This window comes from Chryseobacterium sp. Marseille-Q3244 (assembly GCF_940807095.1).
In the GTDB taxonomy this organism is placed as follows: domain Bacteria; phylum Bacteroidota; class Bacteroidia; order Flavobacteriales; family Weeksellaceae; genus Chryseobacterium.
The window spans coordinates 1-18,791 of the sequence record NZ_CALNWX010000014.1 but is presented as its reverse complement, the minus strand read 5'-3'; the positions used below and the strand labels follow the sequence as shown (position 1 = coordinate 18,791).

Here is an 18,791-nt window from a genome sequence, read left to right as displayed (position 1 = left end):
TTGGGAGCGTTTTTTGCTTTTGTGAGAAAAACTGTACTATGAAAATTATTTATTTTACGATCATTGTCTTCTTTTTTTCATGTTCAAAGCCTATTGAAGATAAGTGCTTCATAGATAAGATGAATACTGAAGATGTTGTGATACAGGTTGGAGATCCCCAATCTTATACGCTAAAACAAATTCTTGCAGAAAAACCTAATTATCTAGAAATTACCAATCTTACTACATACCGGGACTTTAAAACAGACAGAGCCGAATTTCGTCTTCCAATAGCGGAGTCTGGAGAAAAGGGTGAAACAATTGAAACTAGCAATACAGTATTTGATGAAAAGTTTTCTGATCAGTTTGTATGTTTTGCAAAACAAAAGTCTGGAAATACCTTATATGGACTTGGTATGAACGGACTTGGATACTGGTTGCTAAAAATTGAAAATAATAAACCTTCTGTCTATTTTTTAGGGCTCAGTCCAAACCTGTATTATTTCAATAAAATTCAGTGGAATCCAATTGTTGAGGGAGATTACCTCCATATTGAAGGAAGTCTGGTGAAAATCGATAATCCTATTGATCGTGGTGGGTACAAAAACTATTCAGTGATTGAAGATGGCAAATTGTTTAAAATTAAACTGAAAGATCTGATACAGGATTCCGATCAGGATGGTTACAATGATATTTTTGAGAATAGTTTTGGGCTCAATCCTCATGAAAAAGATACAGATGGTGATGGAATCAATGATTTTGAGGATAAGAACCCTATGTTCAGATCATCAGATAACAAATTCACCCGTCTTTATAATCAACTGGTTTCTGATACTTTTGTAGGGGCTGAAAAGTTGGATTATGAATTTCAGGTCTATCAAACAGACTGTGAATATTTTCATCAAATCAATCCTCCTCAAAAGGTATTATTTGTACCTGAAGACAAAAAGAAGCAAACATATTATACCAAAGTCGCTGACATTATTGAAGAAACAATTTCTCCAATACAGAAAAATAAAAAGAACCCGAACAGTTTTTATATTTATAAAGCAGGAGCTTTCTATAAAAATGATTATTCTGCAGATTATGAAAACGGAAAGTGGGTGCTTAAAGTGGTTGGTGGATATGTTATTTAAAATAATCTGATATTTCATGTACAAAAAACAAAAGCACTTTCAAACAAGTGAAAGTGCTCAAATTATAAAAATAACAAAAGGTTGATGTTTAGTCAAATGGTGGTTCAGGTACATACCAGCACTCCCTTTCGGTGCATCCTGTTCCTGTTATCATACAACGGCCGGTTTTATAATCTATACAAGAGTATGATCCGCCGATAATTGTTTTTAACGCTTTCTTATCTAATTTCTTTCCTTTATTCATAGTCATTGAATTGTGTGAATCGTTAACGAAACTAAGGAACAATTGGATCAAGTCTGCATTCTCTTTCTCCACAGCTTTTACTTACTGCTTTGCATTGGCCGGTAAATGGGTCAATACATCTCATTAATCCTCCCATGATCACTCGTAATTCCCTTTTACTTAACTTTTTTGGATTGTTTGAGGTTGGGTTTTCCATAGTTTTCTTAAGGATATATGGTCTTATGGTTCTAATATAGGTCTGCATTGTGGCTCTGCGCATCCCAGACCGAAAGCTCTGCATTGGCCAGTCATAGGGTCTATACATTGCCTTAATCCTCCTGTAATACTTCTTAATTCTCTTTTGTCGAGTTTTTTCCCGTTGTTTAAGTTTTGACTTTTCATGATTTTGATTTTTAAATGTTAGATTATTATCTTTTAAAAAGGAAAAGGAGGTTCAGGTGCATATCTGCACTCTCTTTCTGCGCATCGTATTCCGGTAGCAATGCAGCGTCCCGTATCAGGATCAAGACACATCTGTAATCCACCTTTGATGGATTTTAATTCTTTTTTGTTCAGTTTTTTACCTTTATTCATAGTATTAATGTTAAGAAGTTTGATGATTACTCTATAGTGATGGGTGCTGGTCTGCATTCTTTTTGTCCGCAGACAGGTGAAATAATGGTACAGCCGTTGGGGTATGGTGACTCACAGGGTTCATAGGGAGTTGGACAAAGTACTGGTTCCATACAATTAAGAAGTCCTCCTCTAATCGTGGTAAGCTCTTTCTTATTCAGCTTTTTCCCGAATTGTGAAATTTTTTTCTCCATGGTTCTGATTTTTAGTAGGTTAGTTTCATACGAATGTAGTAAAAATATTTATTCGTAAATCACTTTCTGTAGAAAAAATGTAATAAATATTTTGTTTTTATTAAAAATCAACTTTGTATATTTGAATTTTACAACTTGTTGATTATGGAGACAATAGCTCACTCTTCATTAGAGGATTTTTATAGGGAAATGACTGCCAAACTGGGGAAAAGCCTTGAGGATATTTTTCCTAAAGGTCTCCACAAAGATATTGGACATTTTAATGTATTCGATATCGCTCAAACCCTTGAAAAAGTAAGAAGTACTTCCGAAATGCCTTATAACAGGCGGAAATATTACAAAATCAGTTTGATTAGAGGAAAAAACAGAGCCGAATACGCCGATAAGACCATTACCATAGAAAAAAATGCGCTGCTGTTTGCTACTCCTAAAGTCCCTTACCATTGGATTCCTGAAGATGGGCAGCAATCTGGAAGTTTTTGTGTATTTACTGAAGATTTTTTCATGAAAGAAGCTTCTTATAATTCCTTGGAAACTCTGCCTATTTTTCAACCGGGAGCGGTACCTATATTTGAAATTGAGGATGAATTGGCTGATGAAATAGAACTTCTTTTTAAAAAAGTAAAAAAGGAAATAGATTCAGATTATCTATTTAAGTATGATTTGATCCGGAATTACGTATGGGAGCTGATTCATTATGGTCAAAAGCTGCAGCCTGCTACAAAAATTTCAGTTTCAAAAGATGCTTCTATGAGGGTGGTGTCTTTATTTATAGAATTACTGGAAAGGCAGTTTCCTATTGAATCAAGAGAACAGCGGTTACAATTGAGAGCAGCTAATGACTATGCTGAAAGATTGTCTGTGCATGTTAATTATCTCAATAAAAGACTAAAAGAAAGCACCGGAAAAACGACTACGGAATTTATCGGTGACCGTATCATTCAGGAGGCAAAAATCCTTTTAAGACAAACCCAATGGAATGTATCTGAAATTTCTTACACGCTTGGTTTTGAAGAAATAGCCCATTTTTCAAACTTTTTTAAAAGAAAAACGTCATATACTCCTTTAGAATTTCGTTCATGATTTGAATTTTGCAAATTTCGGATTGATTCAGGTAAACTCTTTCTGATGTAAATATTCCAACTTTGTATCACTAAAACAACCAAAAATATGGAAGCAAAAACAAAAATAGCATTGGTAACCGGGGGAAGTCGTGGCTTAGGTAAAAATTCAGCCCTTAAAATTGCCCAAAAAGGACTGGATGTTATCATTACGTATAGAAGCAATAAAGAAGAAGCAGAAGCTGTAGTTAATGAAATAAAAGCTTTGGGTAGAAAGGGAGCCGCATTTCAGCTGGATACAAAAGACCGTAAAAGCTTTGATGCATTTGTGAAAGAAGTTACTGATCACTTAAAAGAGGCTACGGGAAATTCCCATATTGATTATCTTGTCAATAACGCAGGAACAGCTTTATATGCTCCGATTACAGAGGTTACGGAAGAGCAGATGGAGGATATGCTGGATATTCATTTCAAAGGAGTATTTTTCTTAACTCAAAAATTATTGCCATTCATCAATGATGGTGGCGGGATTATTAATATCTCTTCAGGACTGGCAAGATTTGCAACACCCGGCTCATCAGTCTATGGTTCTATAAAAGCAGGAGTGGAAATGCTGACTAAATATATGGCCAAAGAATTGGGATCCAGAAAAATAAAGGCTAATGTAATTGCTCCGGGAGCTATTGAAACCGATTTCGGTGGCGGAAGAGTAAGAGACAATAAAGAAATCAATGATATGGTAGCTGGTTCTACTGCTTTAGGCAGAGTAGGACTTCCTGATGATATTGGTGGAGTAGTGGCTTTTCTTTGTACCGATGATGCTGGCTGGATCAATGGACAGAGAATTGAAGCTTCAGGAGGAATGTTTCTTTAATAAAGAAAAAAATGATTACCTATTCACTTCTCTGAATTTTTCAAACAAGACAAATAAAAAACCGGCCATGCATACCGGTTTTTTTATTTTTTTTAGACTACTAGTCAATCGGATCAACAGGAATGGGAAGTTGACATTCTTGTTCCTTGCATCCTGGCCCATGATAATAACAATAGTCTCCGTAGATTTTACATCTTACTTCTCCTCCTCCTGTTATCATTTTCAGTTCTTTCTTGGCTAATTTCTTTCCTCTGTTTAAATTTTGATTGTTCATGGTTTGATATTTAGAGAGTTACATATTAACGAATATACGGAAAACATTAATTGTAAATCCCATTTTAGAGAAAAAAATAAGTTTTATGACTTTCTCAAATTAATACAGATGTTGTGGTCTTATCTGGAAATAGTAATGAAAAAAAATAAAAGTCTATCTCAAACCAGGGATAGACTTTCTAAATATAATTAAGAACTTTATAAATGTAGATTAAAAAGGAATTTTACATTCAGGTTCAGCACAGAACTTTCCATATTGTTTACATTCTGTAAAGCCTTCCGGTCTGCAGATTCTTAATCCGCCTTTGATGGTACTCAATTGCTTTTTGTTTAATTTTCTTCCGTTCAGTTGAATGTTGTTTTTCATAATATAGATTTTAATAAATTGGAGATTCTTAAGGTCTGCATATTTTTTGTCCACAATAAGGAGAAATCATGGCGCAGCCATTCTCGTCAACATTGGAATGGCAGGGCTCCATATGAGGAAGGCATATTTCCTGAGCAGGCATACAGTCCAATAGGCCTCCTGCAATGGTTTTTAATTCCTTTTTAGAAAGCTTTTTGGCTTGTAGAGAAGTTTGTTTTTTCATAATTCTGATTTTTAATGAGTTAGTTATACGAATATATGAAAAGTTTCAACAGTAAATCACCTGTTGAAGAAAAATGTTAATAGGGTTATGTCTTGTTTAGAGTTGAAAACTGGTTCTCTATGGATAAATAAAAAATTCAAATGGATTTTGAAAATGATTATACTCTTGAAAGGTTTTCAAGTGCTTTCTCTAATGTTTCCTGCTTCTTGGCAAAACATAAACGGATCACATTTTCATTGAGTTTGTTTTTGTAAAATGATGAAAACGGAACACTTGCCACCTTATGGTTGATGGTCAGTTCACTGGCGAAATCAAAATCATTTTTATCTGAGATTTTAGAATATTTTACTGCCTGGAAATAAGTTCCTTCACAATCTAGCAACTCGAAGGATGTTCCAGAAAGTCCTTGTCTTAGGAAATCTCTTTTCTCCTGAAAGAATTGATTAAGATAAAGGTAATGTTCATCGTTTTTCATATACTCAGCTAAAGCAAGTTGAATAGGAGTGTTTACACAAAAAACATTGAACTGATGTACTTTTCTGAACTCATCTGTTAAGGCTTTGGGAGCGGCACAATATCCTACTTTCCAGCCTGTAACATGGAAAAGCTTTCCAAATGAGGCTACAAGAAGACTTCTTTCTTTAAGTTCAGGATATTTACAGATACTTAAATGCTGTTTCCCGTCAAAAACAATATTCTCATAGACTTCATCACTTAAAATAAGGATCGAAGTCCCTTTGACCAATTGGATCAGCGCATTGATATCTTCTTCTTTTAAGATTTTTCCTGATGGATTATTCGGATTGTTGAGAATAATCATTTTGGTTTTATCACTTACCAGACTCTTTACAGCAGTCCAGTCGATTTGATAATCAGGAGCTTTCATTTCAAATCGTTTTACAATACCTCCAAAAAGCTCTACAGTAGGTTCATAACAGTCGTAAGCAGGCTCAAAAATAATCACTTCATCATCTTTCTTGATAAAAGCAGCAATAGCGGTAAAAATAGCTTGAGTTCCCCCTGCGGTCACCGTAATTTCTGAATCCGGATGATAGGTGCTTTGATGACTGTTTTCTATTTTTCTGGCTATTTCTTCCTTTAAACCAATCATTCCTCCCAATGGAGCATATTGATTGAACCCTTTTTTTACAAAGTGATCTACATGGTTTAATAACTCGGAATCCGGCATGAAATCAGGAAATCCCTGAGAAAGATTAATTGCCTCGTTTTCATTGGCAAGCTGCGTCATTTGGCTGAAAATAGTAGTTCCTACATTGGAAAGCTTCGATAAAGGAAGTTGTATCATAAAAACAGATTTTGTTGATCCCGAATTTAATGAATTATTTAAAGCGCTGTTCATTTAAATACTTCTATTCTTATCAATGTTTCTAATACAGTAAAAGTTACTTTTTTAGGTTATGTACTCATAGATGTATGCATCAATGACGTTATTTGTGGCATTTAAATATCTGCGTAATCAGCAAAATCTGCGAGAGTTTTTAGGTTGGAAAATGCAATGGCGCAAAGAATTAATAATACAGATTATTTTTAAGGCGCAAGAGGATCCAAGATTCTCAGTAAGGAAAGCTTTCAAAATATTTTCATCATCATATTTTATGCATTAATAAAAATCATTCGTGAATTCGTGGCCATTACGGAAGTATATTTTAACAGTACAGCATTTTTTCGGAGATAAAAATCTTGCACCCTACAACTGCATGAATTTAAAAGAACTTGGCGTTTTCGAGGTTTTTCAACAAATCACTGTCTATTTTTATCAGAAAAAAATAATTTAAACAATTGTTTGAAAAAATAGAACTTTTACTTTTAAATATGTTCAGTGATGCTTATATTTGTTATGCTAAAAATAATATAAAACCAATGATCATGAAAATTAAGAAGATTGAGTTTCCTGCAAGATCTATTTTGTCTCAAGGAAGAGAAAAGTTTGATTATGTGGATAGTTTTGAAGGTGGACTGGTAGGAAACGGGCAGAATTTCAATATTACACAAATAGGGAAAGCTTTTTTTACAAGTGGACCAAAATGGGGGAAGAAAATGTTTGCTATCAGAAATAAGATGGTAGGATTATTTGGTTTGAAAACAGGTGCAGAGACTGATCCGGAGAAAGATGCCGACAGCTTTACCTGTGAGGTAGGAGAGCGTCTAGGTATTTTTAAGGTTCTTGATAAAACCAGCAATGAAATTATTCTTGGTGAAGATGATAAACATCTGGATTTCAGAATTTCTCTTTTGTTTGATAAGAACCAGGGTGGACAGGATGAAAATTCTTTAACAATCTCCACTACAGTAAAGTTCCATAACTGGCTGGGAGTATTGTACTTTTTACCAGTACGGCCGTTTCATAAGCTCATTGTTCCGGCTATGCTTAAAAATATAATAGGCAAGCTGGAAAGTGCGGCATAATAATTTCAGAGGGTAAGTGTCGGAACACAGACATTTACCCTTTTATATTTCATTTAATTAAGTCTACTTTTTTGTGATGATAATCTTGATTTCAGGAAGAATGTTGATAAAAAATGAAGATTAAAATTCGGATAATTTTGGACAATTTCGTACTTTTGTATGTTTGCTGAAATCATATATGTCACAAGAAATAAATCCAACCTACTCGGAAGATAATATCAGAACCCTCGATTGGCAGGAACATATCCGTCTGCGTCCCGGAATGTACATCGGGAAGCTCGGTGACGGGTCCTCTGCTGATGATGGTATTTACATTTTACTTAAAGAAATCCTGGATAACTCCATTGATGAGTTCAGGATGAGATCCGGTAAAAGAATTGAAATAAAGCTGGATGACGGAAAGGTCACTATTCGTGACTTTGGCCGTGGAATTCCGTTGGGGAAGGTAGTAGATGCCGTTTCCAAAATGAATACCGGAGGTAAATACGACAGTAAAGCATTTAAAAAATCTGTCGGACTGAACGGGGTGGGTACAAAAGCTGTAAATGCCCTTTCAGACTATTTCAGAGTACGCTCTTTCCGTGATGGGAAAATGAAGGTGGCGGAATTCTCCCGTGGGATGATCAAAGAGAACTTTGATGAAAAAGAAACCTCGGACAGAAACGGAACCGAAATTTCATTTATTCCGGATGGAGACATCTTCCTGCATTTCAAATACAGAAAAGAGTATATCGAAAGAATGCTCCGTAATTATGCCTATCTGAATCCGGGATTGAAAATAGTATTCAACGGGGAAACCTATTTTTCTGAAAATGGTCTGAAAGACCTTTTAGAGGAAGAACTGGAAAGTGATATTCTTTATCCGATTGTTCATTTAAAAGGGGAGGATATTGAATTGGCAATTACCCATTCTGATAAATCACAAACGGAAACTTATTTTTCATTCGTTAACGGACAGAATACAACACAGGGGGGTACGCACCTTAATGCTTTCCGTGAAGCCTATGTGAAAACGATCCGTGAGTTTTTCAATAAGAATTTTGATGCTTCCGATATTAGGAAATCAATCATTGCAGCCATTTCCATCAATGTAGAAGAACCGGTTTTCGAATCCCAGACCAAAACAAAGCTGGGATCTAATGATATGGGACCTAACGGACCTACCGTAAGGACTTTTATTATTGATTTTCTTAAAAGTAAGCTTGATAATTTCCTACATAAAAACCCTGAAATAGCTGAGGCCATCCAAAGAAAAATTCTGATTTCTGAGAGAGAGAGAAAAGAACTTTCCGGAATCCAGAAGCTGGCAAGAGAAAGAGCTAAAAAAGTATCTCTGCATAATAAGAAACTTCGTGACTGCAGACAGCATTATAACGATCAGAAAGCTGAGAGAAAAGGAGATTCACAGATTTTTATTACCGAGGGAGATTCTGCATCAGGATCTATCACCAAATCAAGAGATGTAGAAACACAGGCGGTATTCTCATTAAAAGGAAAGCCCCTGAACTGCTATGGATTGACGAAGAAAGTGGTGTATGAAAATGAAGAGTTTAACCTTCTTCAGGCTGCTTTGAATATTGAAGAAAGTTTGGAAGACCTGAGATACAATCAAGTAATTATTGCAACGGATGCCGATGTTGATGGAATGCACATCCGTCTATTAATGATCACATTCTTCCTGCAATTTTTCCCGGATCTGATTAAAAATAATCACCTTTATATCCTTCAGACCCCATTATTCAGGGTTAGAAATAAAAAAGAGACAAGATATTGTTATTCAGAAGCAGAACGGGTAAAAGCCTTGAATGAACTTGGGAAAAATCCTGAAATTACACGATTTAAAGGATTAGGGGAAATTTCTCCGGATGAATTTAAGCATTTCATCGGAAAAGATATCCGTTTAGAACCGGTAGTAATTGGAAAAGATCAGACTATAGATCAACTACTGGAGTTTTATATGGGAAAAAATACACCAGACAGACAAACTTTTATCCTTGAGAACTTAGTGGTGGAAGATGATTCTGATATTGATAAAAAACACATTCTTGATGAAGTAAGCAGCTAATACCTGATGAGCACCATATAAGAATCACAATGAGATTAAGTAACCGTAGTAAAGCATCATTTTATAACTTTATAAGCACGCTGTTGATGATGATGGTCGTGTTTGGAATTGCAGGATTTTTAGTTAATAAATATAGATTTCATACGCTAGGCAATGAAAGCTATATGATGATAATTGTTCCCATATTGCTGTTGATTACCTTTCATCTTAACGGACGACAGATTTTTGAATATGACAGTGACGGTGAAGCACTGCATTTTAAGAACAGGAATATCATTCCTTTTTTAAGCAAACCTCTTCACGATGAGTTTCCGAAATATAAACTTATAAAATATGACGTAGTTCGTATTTTCTTTATCAAAAGATTATACATTACCGTCTCAAGTAAGAATAATGGTTCCACTATGTTAAAGTACCAGATTTCTTACCTGACCAGAAAAGAAGTAAACGATTTAAAACTCTCTCTGAATAAAGTAGTAAAAGCTAATAAAGAGAAAAAAGATTAATATAACAGATGACGACAGAAGAATATTCGCATGAGGGTGAAAGCTTAAAGAAAGTTTCCGGCCTATATAAAGACTGGTTTCTGGATTATGCTTCCTATGTAATTTTGGATAGGGCAATTCCTTCGGTGTTTGACGGGTTAAAACCGGTTCAGCGAAGAATTATGCACTCTATGCGGGAACTGGAAGATGGCCGTTACAATAAAGTGGCCAATATCGTGGGAAATACCATGAAGTATCACCCTCACGGGGATGCATCTATTACAGATGCCATGGTGCAGGTAGGACAGAAAGAATTACTGATTGATACTCAGGGAAACTGGGGAAATATCTACACAGGAGATTCTGCTGCGGCAGCGAGGTATATTGAAGCCAGGCTGACTCCTTTTGCCCTGGAAGTAGTCTTTAATCCTAAAACTACGGAATGGACAAAATCCTATGACGGTAGAAATAATGAACCCGTTGATCTTCCTGTAAAATTTCCATTACTTCTTGCTCAAGGGGTGGAAGGAATTGGAGTAGGACTTTCCACAAAGATTCTTCCGCATAACTTCAATGAGCTTATCAATGCATCTGTAGCTTATTTAAAAGGAAAGAAATTTGAGATTTATCCGGACTTTTTAACAGCGGGTTACCTGGATGTATCAGAATACAATGATGGTCACAGAGGCGGAAAGGTAAGAGCCAGAGCTAAAATCACCCAAACAGACAAACACCTGTTGGTAATCTCTGAACTTCCTTATTCCAAAACAACGAGTGACCTGATCGATTCTATCCTAAAAGCCAATGAGAAAGGAAAGATCAAGATCAAGAAAATTGAAGATAACACTTCCGATAAGGTTGAGATCCTGATTCATATTCACAACGACGTATCTCCGGATAAAACGATTGATGCCCTGTATGCCTTTACAGACTGCCAGGTAACAATCTCGCCGAATGCCTGTGTGATTGTTGGTGATAAACCAATGTTTATGAATGTTTCTGATATTCTGAAAATGAATACGGATCATACGGTATCATTGCTGAAAAAAGAACTTGAAATAGAACTTCATGAGCTTCAGGAAAGCTGGCATTTTTCTTCACTGGAAAGGATTTTCATCGAAAACAGGATCTATCACGATATTGAAGAAGTGAAAACCTGGGAAGATGTTTTGAAAACCATCGACAAAGGATTGAAGCCTCATACCAAGCATCTTTTAAGAGCAGTGACAGAAGAAGATCTTTTAAGATTAACCGAGATCAGGATCAAGAGAATTTCGAGATTTGATTTAGATAAATTTAAAGAAAATATAGCCTCTCTTGAAGGTAAAATAGAGCAGGTAAAACATCATCTTGCCAATCTGATAGCCTATGCTATTGAGTATTATCTGAATATTCAGAAGAAATACGGAAAAGATAGACAGAGAAAAACAGAACTTAGAATCTTTGATACCATTGATGCAACCAAAGTAGCTGTTGCCAATGAGAAGTTCTATGCTAATTTTGAAGAAGGCTTTATCGGAACATCATTGAAGAAAGATCAGTATATGTTTGATTGTTCAGATATTGATGATATTATTACTTTCAGAAAAGACGGCAGCATGAAGGTGGTAAAAGTGGAAGCTAAAACATTTATCGGAAAAGATATTCTCCACGTTGCCATATGGAAGAAAAATGACAAGCGAACTGTGTACAACATGATCTACCGTGAAGGCAGGGAAGGTCCTTATTACATGAAACGTTTCTCTGTAACCGGGGTTACCAGAAATACAGACTATCCGTTAGCTTCAGATAAAAAAGGTTCAGAAACATTATACTTTTCAGCCAACCCGAATGGAGAAGCAGAAACCGTTACAGTTCTTTTAAAGCCAAATCCTAGAATCAGAAAGAATAAAATGGAGATCAATTTCTCTGATCTTGCGATTAAAGGACGTGATTCTAAAGGAAACCTGGTGACCAAATATGCAGTGAAGAAGGTAGACCTTAAAGAAGAAGGCGTTTCTACACTGGCTCCAAGAAGAATCTGGTTTGATGATACGGTAAGAAGACTGAATGCTGATGTAAGGGGTACCTTATTGGGTAGTTTCAAAGGAGATGATAAGATATTAACAATCAATACCAATGGAGAAGTAAAGCTAGTTTCTTTTGATTTAGGAAACCGTTTTGATGATGATTACCTGGTATTGGAAAAATGGAAGCCTGAGCAGCCCATTACTTGTATTTATTATGATGGTGAAAAGCAGATCTATTTTATCAAAAGATTCCTGCTGGAAAATACAGTGAATGTACAGACCTTTATGCCATCTGAACATCCGAATTCATTCATAGAGAATGTCATCGTTGCCAATGATGTAACGGCAGAAATTATTTTTGCAAAAGATAAAGGGAAAGAAAGGGATCCGGAAACCATTAATATCGACGAATTTATTACCATAAAAGGAATAAAAGCGATAGGAAATCAGTTTACGAAATTTAAGGTAAAAGCCATTAATATTACAATTCCCGAACCTGTAGAAGAAGAGCCGGAAGTATATGAAGATCCGGAACCAGCCGGGGATATGGACGAAGATGGAGGAATCATCGGAGATCTTTTCCAGGGTGAAGAAGAAAATGAAGCCGAGTAGGAGATACCAGCTTCTATTTAACAGTAAATAAAAACATCAGATGGATATATTTGTTTTGATTATTATTGCCGTTACTTGTGTATTCAGTTACATGGGGTTCAATAATACCGTTTTATTTGAAAAATATAAATTCAATGTTGGAGCAATTGCCAACCGTAAAGAATATATAAGGCTGATAAGTTCTGCATTTTTGCATGCAGATTTTATGCACCTGTTTTTTAATATGCTTTCCCTATACTTCTTTCAGGGAGTGGTGGTTCACTTTTTTGGAGAAGTTGGATTCTTGATGATCTATTTCGGATCAATGATCCTTGGAAACCTATTTAGCTTACAGATTTACCAGAAACAGCCTTGGTATTCCGCTATCGGAGCTTCAGGAGCTGTTTCAGGGATTATTTTTGCGTCCATTGCGATGGCTCCCAATGAGATCAGTGTAAACTTTTTACCGGGATGGTTATTTGGGACATTGTATTTCGGATATTCTGTTTACATGATGCTGAACCCTAAACAATGGGACAACCTGGGACATGCTGCCCATCTTGGAGGTGCCTTTTTCGGGCTTGTATATTCTATTGTATTACACCCGCAGCTGGCCATGAGTAATATTTTATATCTTGGAGTCATGTCACTACCATTGATTTACCTGGGATATCAGATTTTTATCAGGAAGCGAATAAGATAAAAAGCTCTTTTTAATCTAAAATATCAAAACCAATGAACACATCAGAATTCAATAGTTTCATCGTGATACTTATCTATGGTTCATTGGTTTTGCTTTCTCTGCTGAACATTGCCAATCCTTTAAAGGTTAACCGGAAAGCCAATTTCTGGTTCGGAATTTTTCTCTTTCTTTGGTCTACATTCTGGCTGGATGAAGTTCTTTTCCTCATAACTGCCTCAGTTATAGAGTTCCACTCCTTATTCCCGATACGGATTGTACAATATCTGACACCTGTCTTTTTTTATTTCAGCGTATTATTTCATACTAATCCTTCTTTTAGATTTAAAATAACAGATGTAAAATTTCTGGTATTGCCCGCGGTATTTGTTGTATTTCTTGTATTGGTTAAACTGGGGTATACTCATCCTTTTGAGTTTCTAAGTATCCTCCTGATCTTGGTTCAGGCATTGTTTTATACTGTTCTTTCTTATATCACCATCAGAAAACATCAGCGAAACATCCAGCAGTTTTCTTCCAATACCGAAGGAATCAATCTGAATTGGCTGGAATATATTATCCTCGTCATTCTTGCAGTGAATATTATTTATGTAGTATACAATCTGTTTTATGATCCTAAATCCTTAAATTTCTTTATCAATGCAGTATTCCTTGTGGTTATTTATTGCGTTGGTTATTATTCATTAAAACAGAAAGAGATTTATCCATTAGAAGAAAAACAACGTGAAGAATTAATCTCTATTCAGGATGATGTTGACTCTGAAGAGGTAAAAAGGAAACTGATGCCGGATGAAGAACTCTTAAGAATTAAAACACAGCTTGAACATATGATGGAAACTAAGAAGCCTTATCTGGATAGTGACTTGAATCTCATCAAACTGGCAGATATGCTTACTGTTACTACTCATCATTTATCTTATGTTATCAATACTGGTTTTCAAAAGAATTTTTTCCAATATGTGAATGAATTCAGGGTTGAATATGCCAAACAGCTTCTTAAAGATTCCGGAAGTAAATTATCCATTCTGGGAATCGCTTATGAGTCAGGTTTCAATTCCAAGACTTCCTTCAATACTACTTTCAAAAAAGTGACCGGGCAAACTCCTTCCGAATTCAAAAAATAAGTTCCGAATTATAAACTTTTACTTTGTAAACATATTTAATTTATTGATTATCAGATGCTTGATTTTGATTTGTTTTTAGGTTGAAAATAGGTTCGTTCAGATAATCCGGAACATTCAAAGGAGGTTTCCATGATAGCTTTGTACCGTAAAATTTAATCTTATGGATACCAAAGAATCATACGCTGTGGTGACGGGAGCAAGTCAGGGACTGGGAAAGGCCTTCGCTGAAAACCTGGCCAGAAAAAATATCAATCTTATTCTGGTAAGTCTTCCCGGTCAGAATTTAAAAGAACTTTCCCGGAATCTTGAAGAAAAGCACCCTATAAAAGCTTATTGCTATGAAGTTGACCTTTCCATTAATGAAAACGTAATGAAGCTTACAGAATGGCTTAATTCGTCTTTTAATATCCATATCCTGATTAATAATGCAGGTCTTGGAGGAACAAAGAAGTTCACTGAAGCTACATCCGATTATATCAACACCATTTTGCAGGTCAACGTAACTGCAACCTCTCTTATTACCCATCAGCTGTTACCTAATCTTTTGAAACAGCCTAAAGCATATATTTTAAATGTTTCAAGTATGGCTGCATTCTCTCCTATAGGCTTTAAGACGGTATATCCGGCCTCCAAAAGCTTTATTCATTCCTTTTCAAGAGGGCTGCATGAAGAATTAAAAGATACAAATGTTTTTGTAAGCGTAGTGAACCCTGGAGCTATGAAAACCAATGCTGATGTCTGTAAAAGAATCGAAAAACAAGGCTTCTTTGGAAGACTGACGCTTTTAAATCCTGATAAAGTAGCGGCTCGGTGCATTCGGCAGTTATTTAAAAAAGATTCCGTAATTATGGTCAACCCAATAAGCTGGGTGATGATGAAGATTCTTCCCATATGGATTAAGCTTCCCCTGATGACTCAAGCGATAAAAAGAGAGATCGAGGCATGAAAAAAGTTTTTGTAACCGGAGCTACAGGGCTTCTGGGAACCAATATTATCATTAAATTATTACAAAATGGTTATTCTGTTATTGCTCTGGTGCGCCAGAAAAGCAAATATCTGGGTGAAGAAAATGAAAACCTGAAACTGATTGAAGGTTGTATAAGCTCTGATCTGTCATCATATCTTGCCAATGTTGACTGTATCATTCATATAGCTGCAGAAACGAATCAGAACCTGATCCGTTATGAAGAGTATAAAAAAGTAAATTATGATATTACGGTGAATTTGTTCTCTCAGGCGGAAGCTTGTGGGGTAGAACGATTTTTGTTTGTGAGTTCGGCCAATACGATTGGATATGGAAGCCAGGAACATCCAGGAAATGAAGAAGAGCTTCAGAAATACCCTTTCACAGATTCTTTTTATGCACAAAGTAAACTGAATGCTGAAACTTACCTTTTGAAGAACTGTAAAAATACAAAAGTGGTCATTTTAAATCCCACCTTCATGATTGGGGCTTACGATACAAAACCAAGTTCCGGAAAGTTGATTTTTTGGGCCTGGAAAAAGAAACTGATCTTTTATCCAAAGGGAGGGAAGAATTTTGTTCATGTAGAAGACGCAGCCAATGGCGTAATGAACGCTATGGAAAATGGAAAGAATGGCGAAAAATATTTATTAGCCAATGAAAATTTAAACTATAGACAGTTTTTTGAAAAGATAAATGAAGCTGCCAATCAAGCCCCAATGATGATTCCTATTCCCAATCTATTATTGAATATTTTAGGATGGCTAGGGGATATTCTGAGAAGATTAGAAATAAAAACCAACCTCTGCACTTCTAATATGAAAGCACTCCAGATTCATAACTATTACACTAACCAAAAGTCGGTAGATGAGCTGAAAATTCAATATCAACCGATCAATAAGGCCATAGAAGATGCAATTAATTATTTTAAATCGAAAGAAATGAAGAGTTGATTTCATGATATTTAAACGGAAAGCCCGTTCTCATGAAATGGATCTTTTACGATGATAATATCCTTTCATACGATTCATCCGGAAATACAAAAAAAACCGACAAAAGTCGGTTTTTAAATTTTAGTATTTTGTTTCCTATGGATTGCTTTGTATTTTTTGAGTGATATTTTTATTCGAAACTATACAGGCTTTACTACAATTATTAGCAGTGGAAATATTAACTTGTATTAATCCCGGCATAGATCGATAGTCTTCATGATTATAAGGACCTTCTGAGCCATCCCTTCCTCCGCCTTTGATGTCATATCTTATTTTGGCTACTCCGGTAAATCCGTTAGCAGGTTTAAAAGCTAATTTTCCGGTGGCTGGATAATAGGTCCATGTTCCTTCGCCATTGGTGTAGACCCCTCCGCTTATATTAGGAATAACGGCACCATTAATATCTAAAAACCGGAATGAGTTAAAATCAATATTATTATAAGAAGCTACAGGTGGATTTTGACCATTTTTTGAGGTATAAGCGGCATCATTCAGAAGGGGAGAGTAAATGGATTTTATTCCCGGACATCCTGCAAACAGATCATCAGTAACTTCAGCGGCATAAGGTCTGGTAACTCCCAGGTTTTTTAGCAGGTGTATATTTTTAGCATCTCCGGTTGAAGCTGCAAATCCAATCCTGAAAGTGGAAGGAGGAGAAGTGTCCAGCGTTCTTACCTGATTATTTTGCATGGCATTCTCTGTATATTTTAAAGAGGTGGGATAATAGTAGCTGTCAATAATCTTTTCTTTAACATTGCCATGCTGAATCTCTACTGTAATATTATAGCCTCCTGCAGGATTAGGAACTAAGGTAATATAAGCCTTACGGAATCTGGCGTCAGACTCATTCTGAGGAATTGAATTTCCTCCGTTTTCCATAGTAAACTTGCTAAAAGTGGAATTTTGAGTAGCAATATGCTTTCCGGTCTGAACATTTAAGTATATTGAACGGTTGTTGCTTGAAGGAGAAGCGTTGGTTGCTGTACTGTAAAGCAACGGATAACCATTGTATCCGGCAGGTTCCGAAGATGAAAGATACTGATTCCCGCGTTTTCCTCTCAAAGTTACATTGTTCCGGCCATCAGCTATAGACACATCAGTAAGCCCGTTTCTTGTTCTGTCCCCTTGGCGAAATCTGGTTTTAAAATTTCCGAATTCATCGAGGCCGATTCCCAGATAAGCTCCCCTCAAACCTTCAAGATTTCCTCCTTGTCTTGAATTTCTCATTACAAAAGTATAGCCTAGTCCTCCTCCAAAGTAACCAAGATTAAGTTGGTCTTTGGGAATAGATCCATCCACTAAAAATATGGAAATTCCATCACCACCGTTGGAGCTTCCACCATAGATGACATATTCAAATTCGAATTTAATTCCCTGATCACTGGTGAATTTTCTGTCCGCAAGTATAACACCTCCGGATATATTATTCACATTTCTGGTTAGCCTTAAACCGTCCGTTGTAAAAGTAGCATCATTCTGAATTCCGCTTGTTGTTACCTTATACGCTTCCTGAGGTTGCAGTCCCTGGGTAAAATTAACAAAATAAGGATAACCTGTACCTTGTTGATTTTGGGCTACAATGTGCTGAGAGAAAACGAAAAAGGAAATAATAAACAGAATTTTTTGAACATATAAGATTGAAATATTTCTGTTCATAATTCCATTATTTTACAACAAAAACAATATTAACAAAAGAACAGTCTGTGGCCGCAGCTCTTACATCATAGGTCATTACTCCCGAATCAGAAATAGAAATATTTCTAAATACGTTAGGATCAGCATCTGTTACATAATAATAAAGATCTTTGCTTGACGGGAAGAAAGGAATAGAAGTCGGGGCACTAGTGCTTTTTGCTTTTGGGGTTCCAAATTGATTTTTATATAAGGTATATAGATCTTTGGTTTGAGCAGTGGCATTTTGAGAAGTATCGAAAGATACGCTGGGCATATAAAACATTTTGACGGCATTCCCACTGATACATAGCCAATCCGGGCTGGAAGGTGTTCCGATATTCTGGCTTAGACACTTTTTATCCGTGTCATAAATGAGAAGTGAATTGGCAGGATTCGGGATAGCATCCCTTTTAGCTGTGGTAAGCCTTGGAATCAGCATTCCTTTGTTTTGGCTGTAAACCTCTAATGCTGCACTCGCATCTGGATTTGGCGTATTTATCCCAACCTGTGCATACGCAAATGAACTCATTGTTAAAAAAACAATTGATAAGAAATAATTTTTCATCCTAAGTGTATTTATTGTACGTTAATTTGTTTGTTTTTAGTGTTAATAACTCTCTGTAAATGTGTTTTTATGGTTGTTTTTTTGGTCAAAGACAATGGTATTAGACCTTCAGGGTTTGGTTCGTAGCTACCACGGGAGCGTTTTTCGCTTTTCGGCCCCATTTTACAATCATGATAATCGCAATAATGAGAGCAATAGCAGCCAATGCTGCCAGAATATAAAACTTGTACAA

Annotated in this window: 20 protein-coding genes; 11 read left to right on the top strand and 9 right to left on the bottom strand. The window is 36.0% G+C overall.

What is annotated here, in order from left to right:
- The first annotated feature begins 38 nt into the window (after positions 1-38).
- A complete protein-coding gene (locus NBX25_RS19435; RefSeq protein WP_250255081.1) occupies positions 39-1,115 on the top strand; it encodes a hypothetical protein in 1,077 nt (358 codons plus the stop codon).
- A 275-nt stretch (positions 1,116-1,390) separates the two neighbouring features.
- On the opposite strand, the gene NBX25_RS19430 is transcribed toward NBX25_RS19435, so the two are convergent.
- From NBX25_RS19430 to NBX25_RS19420, 3 genes are read right to left on the bottom strand one after another with little or no spacing between them, the layout of a single operon-like run.
- Positions 1,391-1,555: a hypothetical protein gene (locus tag NBX25_RS19430; RefSeq protein ID WP_250255079.1), complete on the bottom strand. Its 165-nt coding sequence runs from the start codon at positions 1,553-1,555 to the stop codon at positions 1,391-1,393.
- 23 nt (positions 1,556-1,578) lie between these two features.
- Positions 1,579-1,740, bottom strand: coding sequence for a hypothetical protein (locus NBX25_RS19425; RefSeq protein ID WP_250255078.1), 162 nt, complete (start codon positions 1,738-1,740; stop codon positions 1,579-1,581).
- 33 nt (positions 1,741-1,773) lie between these two features.
- On the bottom strand, positions 1,774-1,989 hold the full coding sequence (locus NBX25_RS19420; protein ID WP_250255076.1) for a bacteriocin: 216 nt from the start codon (positions 1,987-1,989) through the stop codon (positions 1,774-1,776).
- Between the two features lie 320 nt (positions 1,990-2,309).
- Between NBX25_RS19420 and NBX25_RS19415 the strand changes: the two genes are divergently transcribed.
- Both NBX25_RS19415 and NBX25_RS19410 read left to right on the top strand, forming a co-directional pair.
- Positions 2,310-3,248 carry a helix-turn-helix domain-containing protein gene (locus NBX25_RS19415; protein ID WP_123911164.1) on the top strand — a complete coding sequence of 313 codons (939 nt, stop codon included), beginning with the start codon at positions 2,310-2,312 and terminating at the stop codon, positions 3,246-3,248.
- An 87-nt stretch (positions 3,249-3,335) separates the two neighbouring features.
- Positions 3,336-4,100: an SDR family NAD(P)-dependent oxidoreductase gene (locus NBX25_RS19410; protein WP_123911862.1), complete on the top strand. Its 765-nt coding sequence runs from the start codon at positions 3,336-3,338 to the stop codon at positions 4,098-4,100.
- A gap of 100 nt (positions 4,101-4,200) precedes the next feature.
- Here NBX25_RS19410 and NBX25_RS19405 read toward each other — a convergent pair whose 3' ends face one another.
- The 4 genes from NBX25_RS19405 to NBX25_RS19390 all read right to left on the bottom strand — a co-directional run bounded on the left by NBX25_RS19405 (position 4,201) and on the right by NBX25_RS19390 (position 6,269).
- Positions 4,201-4,374 (bottom strand): hypothetical protein, encoded by a 174-nt coding sequence (locus NBX25_RS19405; RefSeq protein WP_164464482.1) that lies wholly within the window; start codon positions 4,372-4,374, stop codon positions 4,201-4,203.
- Between the two features lie 210 nt (positions 4,375-4,584).
- Positions 4,585-4,740, bottom strand: coding sequence for a hypothetical protein (locus tag NBX25_RS19400; RefSeq protein WP_164464483.1), 156 nt, complete (start codon positions 4,738-4,740; stop codon positions 4,585-4,587).
- 28 nt (positions 4,741-4,768) lie between these two features.
- Entirely contained in the window at positions 4,769-4,963 is a 195-nt protein-coding gene (locus tag NBX25_RS19395; protein ID WP_123911165.1) for a bacteriocin, read from the bottom strand.
- A gap of 157 nt (positions 4,964-5,120) precedes the next feature.
- A complete protein-coding gene (locus NBX25_RS19390) occupies positions 5,121-6,269 on the bottom strand; it encodes a methionine aminotransferase (RefSeq protein WP_250255074.1) in 1,149 nt (382 codons plus the stop codon).
- Positions 6,270-6,850: 581 nt separating this feature from the next.
- Here NBX25_RS19390 and NBX25_RS19385 point away from each other — a divergent pair.
- The 8 genes from NBX25_RS19385 to NBX25_RS19350 all read left to right on the top strand — a co-directional run bounded on the left by NBX25_RS19385 (position 6,851) and on the right by NBX25_RS19350 (position 16,281).
- Positions 6,851-7,390 (top strand): DUF2867 domain-containing protein, encoded by a 540-nt coding sequence (locus NBX25_RS19385; protein WP_250255072.1) that lies wholly within the window; start codon positions 6,851-6,853, stop codon positions 7,388-7,390.
- Positions 7,391-7,568: 178 nt separating this feature from the next.
- The gene (locus tag NBX25_RS19380) at positions 7,569-9,455 is read left to right on the top strand and encodes a DNA topoisomerase IV subunit B (protein WP_123911168.1); all 1,887 of its coding nucleotides are present in this window, start codon (positions 7,569-7,571) and stop codon (positions 9,453-9,455) included.
- 29 nt (positions 9,456-9,484) lie between these two features.
- Positions 9,485-9,961, top strand: coding sequence for a hypothetical protein (locus NBX25_RS19375; RefSeq protein ID WP_123911169.1), 477 nt, complete (start codon positions 9,485-9,487; stop codon positions 9,959-9,961).
- Positions 9,962-9,969: 8 nt separating this feature from the next.
- Complete coding sequence (locus tag NBX25_RS19370; RefSeq protein WP_250255070.1) at positions 9,970-12,561, top strand: DNA gyrase/topoisomerase IV subunit A; 2,592 nt, start codon at positions 9,970-9,972, stop codon at positions 12,559-12,561.
- A gap of 40 nt (positions 12,562-12,601) precedes the next feature.
- Positions 12,602-13,243, top strand: coding sequence for a rhomboid family intramembrane serine protease (locus NBX25_RS19365; RefSeq protein WP_123856195.1), 642 nt, complete (start codon positions 12,602-12,604; stop codon positions 13,241-13,243).
- Positions 13,244-13,275: 32 nt separating this feature from the next.
- A complete protein-coding gene (locus NBX25_RS19360; protein WP_250255068.1) occupies positions 13,276-14,364 on the top strand; it encodes a helix-turn-helix domain-containing protein in 1,089 nt (362 codons plus the stop codon).
- A 160-nt stretch (positions 14,365-14,524) separates the two neighbouring features.
- Positions 14,525-15,310 carry an SDR family NAD(P)-dependent oxidoreductase gene (locus NBX25_RS19355; protein WP_250255066.1) on the top strand — a complete coding sequence of 262 codons (786 nt, stop codon included), beginning with the start codon at positions 14,525-14,527 and terminating at the stop codon, positions 15,308-15,310.
- Positions 15,307-16,281: an NAD-dependent epimerase/dehydratase family protein gene (locus NBX25_RS19350; RefSeq protein ID WP_250255064.1), complete on the top strand. Its 975-nt coding sequence runs from the start codon at positions 15,307-15,309 to the stop codon at positions 16,279-16,281. The genes NBX25_RS19355 and NBX25_RS19350 overlap by 4 nt, the downstream gene beginning before the upstream one ends.
- A gap of 135 nt (positions 16,282-16,416) precedes the next feature.
- On the opposite strand, the gene NBX25_RS19345 is transcribed toward NBX25_RS19350, so the two are convergent.
- Positions 16,417-17,976, bottom strand: coding sequence for a hypothetical protein (locus NBX25_RS19345; RefSeq protein WP_250255062.1), 1,560 nt, complete (start codon positions 17,974-17,976; stop codon positions 16,417-16,419).
- A gap of 7 nt (positions 17,977-17,983) precedes the next feature.
- Entirely contained in the window at positions 17,984-18,559 is a 576-nt protein-coding gene (locus tag NBX25_RS19340; RefSeq protein WP_250255060.1) for a phage tail-like protein, read from the bottom strand.
- Between the last annotated feature and the right edge of the window lie 232 nt (positions 18,560-18,791).